This is a genomic window from Klebsiella sp. X1-16S-Nf21 (assembly GCF_002837615.1).
Classification (GTDB): Bacteria; Pseudomonadota; Gammaproteobacteria; order Enterobacterales; family Enterobacteriaceae; genus Klebsiella; species Klebsiella variicola.
In genome coordinates this window covers 1-4,204 of the sequence record NZ_PJDK01000139.1, presented here as the reverse complement: position 1 = coordinate 4,204, position 4,204 = coordinate 1, and the positions used below count along the sequence as shown (strand labels likewise).

Here is a 4,204-nt window from a genome sequence, read left to right as displayed (position 1 = left end):
AAGACAGCCGCTCGCAGTCTGGATGCATTATCCGGTTCACTTATTTATAAGGATGTAAAATCATCTGCAGGACGACATGCCGCATTAATTACCGAACTATTTCGTAACGCACATTTTATTTCCAACAGTGGAAGCCTGGACACGACTTCCCTACAGCACCGCTTAATAGGGATCTTATCTGGCGACCAGAAACTGGTATTCGAACTTGGCTGGGGCCAGGCCAAGCGTGATGCGGGACAGTTGAGAACACCTGGTGCCAGCGCTGACCTTGCCGAATTGTTGGCGATTGCCAGACTTATTTCCGTGGTGAAAGCCATAGAATTACTGACAGAACGAAGGGTAAAGTTCCGGGTTATCACTGGAGGCCAACGTTTCCGCCTGGCATTATTTATTCGTGCGGAAATGGATGCGGCCTATAACATGAAACGGCAGGCATTCGCCAGGTGGCTGTCATCGGACACCGAAATTGAATTTGATACGATAAAAAGTTACTGGTCACAGGAAGAAATTAAGGCAAGGCTCGAGGCCGACGAAAGTCATGGGACTGCCCCACACCTGACAGAGGAAGATTTCCGCTTTGCTTTTTTCGCTATTGACTGGTATGGAGTTCTTGAGCAAGGGAATGCGCATGACATGCATCTTCCATCTTCTATTACGGAAGCACTGAAAGCGCAACCGCCCGCTGTAAAAACAGATTTTATTCGTTCAGTCATCGCTCTTACGGCCAATCCCGCGATTGATATCGGGGCGGTAAATCCACCGCTGCCACATGAACTGCTACGGGTCGCCAGTGACTGGTTCTGCGAAGTTGCACGGATTTCAGCAGATTTATACATCCGCCTGGGCCGTATTACCCCGAGGAACCCCCGAGAGAGCGCCCACAGTGATTGCCCGCTTCTGCTTACCGTGATTGAAAAAGCAGAACGTCCGGATATTCCCTGTATCCAGCTACTTGGACGACGATATGGGCGGACGCTGCCACAACACCTGACTGGCTGCCTGCAGGCGGGAGGGAACGTTTCTTTCGAATCGTTATATCTTATCGAAGGCGCCATCGCTTCATTCCACATCCCTGAACTTTCCGATGCTCCCTTGGGCGTTACCACGCTCCCGGAAGCAGACGCAATAACAGGGCTATCACGGATTCATCTGTTCGAAGATGTTGAACTTTCCTGAAAAACCGGAGCGAGACATGGATACAACAATACTTTTTTCAGACGTGGCAACCGCTTACGCCACTTATCGTCCCTCTTACCCCAAAGAGATATACCTCGTATTGCAGTCGCTAGTGCCTACCCCAGCCGCGGCCGTCGATGTCGCCGCCGGAACGGGGATATTCTCACGCGGCCTGCAGGAAAGTGGATATCGCGTAACAGCCGTTGAGCCCAATACCTCCATGCGTGCTGAGTTAGAAAAAGCCAGTTCCTCGGCGCCATTTACCGTAGTGGCGGGTACGGCTGAAGCTACCGGAATTCCAGCACACTCAACTGACCTCATTACGATGGCCCAGGCATTCCACTGGGTCGACCCCGAAGCAACACGTACCGAGTTCCAGCGAATTGGTACAACCACATGTATAACCGCAATCGTATGGAATTCTCGTAATTTCAAGGAAACCGCCTTCATGCGTGATTATAAGGCTCTTCTGGATGATTATGCACCAGCTTACAGGACCATGAAAAACCACTGGTCAAATCTCGATGATCGGGTTAAAGCATTCTTTCAGGAACGATACGACTATCATAAGGCGGCCAACATCATCCCCATCAATGAAAATGAAATGATTGGGAATTTGTTGTCCCTCTCCTATGCCCCGCCTTCAGCAACAACAGAGCAGGACATCTTCATCCAGCAGGCCAGAAATATTTTCGCCAGGCATCAGTCGGATGGGAAAGTTCTTTTCGATCTCACCACGCATCTTTATACCGGAAACCTTACCTGACGGGATTCATCTTTATGATGACGGAAAACCTGCAAATCGGCATGCTGTTGTTCCCGGGAGTCACGCAACTGGATCTCACCGGGCCGGCAGAAGTGTTTTCAGCCAGTCGACGCTGTGATGTCCACTTGATCTGGAAAACTCTCCAGCCGGTAGAAACGGGAGCGGGATGGTCCATCAATCCGACCCGAACGTTTGCTATCACGCCACCGTTGGATGTGATCTGCGTTCCTGGCGGAACCGGTCAGATCGAGCTGATGGACGACGATGAAACGCTTGACTTTATCAGGCTACAGGCAGCCCAGGCTTCCCTCATCACATCGGTATGCACTGGTTCTCTGGTGTTGGGAGCGGCCGGATTACTCAAGGGCTACCGTGCGACCAGCCACTGGATGTCCTTGCCGCAACTGGAACTGTTGGGTGCCATCCCAATCCGGGAACGCGTTGTATGCGACCGCAATCGTATCACCGGGGCAGGCGTCTCCTCAGGCATTGACTTCGCACTGATCGTGCTGGAAGTCCTCCTGGGAGCTGAGGTCGCACAGGACGTCCAACTGGGCATCGAGTATGACCCTGCCCCGCCCTACTCCTTTGGTGAACTGGCAGCTTCTGAACGGCTTGCCCGCCTGACCGACCGTGCTGAGCAAAGACAGATTCGACGCCTGGAGGCCACCCGTAAGGCTGCTGCACACCTGGAGGGCCTATGAGACATCTACCGAAGGAAGTCTGGATCCTGGCACTTTGCCAGGTCCTGTTCACGGCCGGTATCTCGGTGGATCTGACCATCACGAGTCTCGCCGGGCAATCGCTGACCACTCACCCCGGCCTGGCCACCGTTCCGTTCGCTTTACTGACCGTGGGGGGAGCCTTGGCCATGCCGGTATTGGGCTGGCACATCCGCGTCCATGGAAGACGTAGCGCACTCATCACGGGGTGTATTGCGGGTTTGAGCGGAGCCCTTATCTCAACGGCCTCCGTCTGGTCGCATAGCTTCTGGGGCCTTTGCCTGGGATGCCTACTCGTCGGAGCCTTCCAGGCCTCAGCCCAATTCTACCGACTGGCGGCCGGTGATCTGGTTACGCCGGAGACAAAACAGCATGCGGTGTCGCTGGTATTAGCCGGGGGCGTCATCGCCGCTTTCTTTGGTCCGGTCCTGGCTGTCTGGAGTGCCGCTTTGTGGCCTTCCTCGCTCTATGCCGGCTCCTACCTGGCCGTGGGATTGCTCACACTGCTCTGTGCCGTCCTGTTAGCTGTCGGTTACAGAACAGATGCGCTCCCCATGCCATCAAGCACGAGCCCTGTCGCCCCGACACATGCGTTCGGAGCTTTGAAACAACCGACTTATCTCGTGGCAACCCTGAATGGCGTACTGATCACAAGCATCATGATGTTGCTTATGAGCGCAGCCCCGCTGGCGATCGTGAAGACCGGCTGGACAATGTCAGATGGAGCCGCCGTCATGCAATGGCACCTGGTAGGCATGTATGCCCCCTCCCTCGTCGCTGGCTTCACGTTCCGCAAGCTCGGCGCAGGCGCCAGCCTGGTCATTGGCATTGTGCTGACACTGCTGGCGGTTCTGGTGGGTATGCACGGTGCTCACCATCTTTCAGGCTACTACTGGGCACTTGCCCTGCTCGGCGTCGGCTGGAATATCAGCTTCGTCACCAGTTCCATACTTCTGTCTCATGGTGAGGATTTGCACCTACGACGATCGGCCCAGACCGCCAGCGAAACGCTGCGCTATTTCTTTTCCTCAGTCGCATCACTGATTGCCGCCGCCGCCCTTGAATATTCGGGATGGTACGGACTTAATATAGCCATGCTTCCCTTGCTACTGATAGGTATCGTTTCCTGCGGTTGGTGGCTCATTACCACCAAAGTAAAAACCAGGCAAAGAAATAGTCAGCCCGATTATAAATAGCAGAATTTAGATCAATGGGTGGCTTTGTTGAATAAATCAGATTTCGGGTAAGTATCCCTGTGTCGGGTTGTATTTTCAGGTGCGGCTGACCTGATTTTTCTGTGAGTCTGCCGGATAAGGCCTGGGAAGGCTTCTGAGCCCGTGACGTTGTTCAGCGACAGGTCTGCACAGATGATTTCATGTGAATGGCATTCAGGCGTTCAGGTCCGGTCCGTTCATGGTTAGGAGACTGGAAAAGCGTTTCAAAAATATCCTGACCATGAACGTTGCCGTCAGGAGCGCAGTAATATCGCTGTGTCGGGGGGGTTATGGTCATAAAATGCTGTTCCCTGCGTATTTTTAAC

At 53.6% G+C, this 4,204-nt stretch carries 5 protein-coding genes and 1 pseudogene; 4 read left to right on the top strand and 2 right to left on the bottom strand.

Annotation, left to right across the window (positions count from 1 at the left end; all coding sequences use genetic code 11):
* From CW267_RS31025 to CW267_RS29570, 4 genes are all read left to right on the top strand, one after another.
* A partial coding sequence (locus CW267_RS31025) for a hypothetical protein (protein ID WP_165787485.1) occupies positions 1-1,176 on the top strand: 1,176 nt, incomplete at its 5' end.
* Between the two features lie 16 nt (positions 1,177-1,192).
* Positions 1,193-1,942, top strand: a complete 750-nt coding sequence (locus CW267_RS29580) for a class I SAM-dependent methyltransferase (protein ID WP_165787484.1) — start codon at positions 1,193-1,195, stop codon at positions 1,940-1,942.
* A gap of 17 nt (positions 1,943-1,959) precedes the next feature.
* Positions 1,960-2,646, top strand: a complete 687-nt coding sequence (locus tag CW267_RS29575) for a DJ-1/PfpI family protein (protein ID WP_042936835.1) — start codon at positions 1,960-1,962, stop codon at positions 2,644-2,646.
* Positions 2,643-3,860 (top strand): MFS transporter, encoded by a 1,218-nt coding sequence (locus CW267_RS29570; protein ID WP_100781761.1) that lies wholly within the window; start codon positions 2,643-2,645, stop codon positions 3,858-3,860. The genes CW267_RS29575 and CW267_RS29570 overlap by 4 nt, the downstream gene beginning before the upstream one ends.
* Positions 3,861-3,934: 74 nt before the next feature.
* Here the strand turns inward: CW267_RS29570 and CW267_RS29565 are convergent.
* Both CW267_RS29565 and CW267_RS31135 read right to left on the bottom strand, forming a co-directional pair.
* Positions 3,935-4,045 (bottom strand): annotated as a pseudogene (locus tag CW267_RS29565) (IS5/IS1182 family transposase); the annotation flags it as partial.
* Positions 4,012-4,204, bottom strand: a 193-nt coding sequence (locus CW267_RS31135; RefSeq protein WP_206054973.1) for a hypothetical protein, incomplete at its 5' end; no start/stop codon positions are given. The pseudogene CW267_RS29565 and the gene CW267_RS31135, both read right to left, overlap by 34 nt.

Coding starts and splice junctions, on each gene's coding strand:
- CW267_RS29580 (WP_165787484.1), top strand. CDS start 1,193: ATGGATACAACAATACTTTTTTCAGACGTGGCAACCGCTTACGCCACT.
- CW267_RS29575 (WP_042936835.1), top strand. CDS start 1,960: ATGACGGAAAACCTGCAAATCGGCATGCTGTTGTTCCCGGGAGTCACG.
- CW267_RS29570 (WP_100781761.1), top strand. CDS start 2,643: ATGAGACATCTACCGAAGGAAGTCTGGATCCTGGCACTTTGCCAGGTC.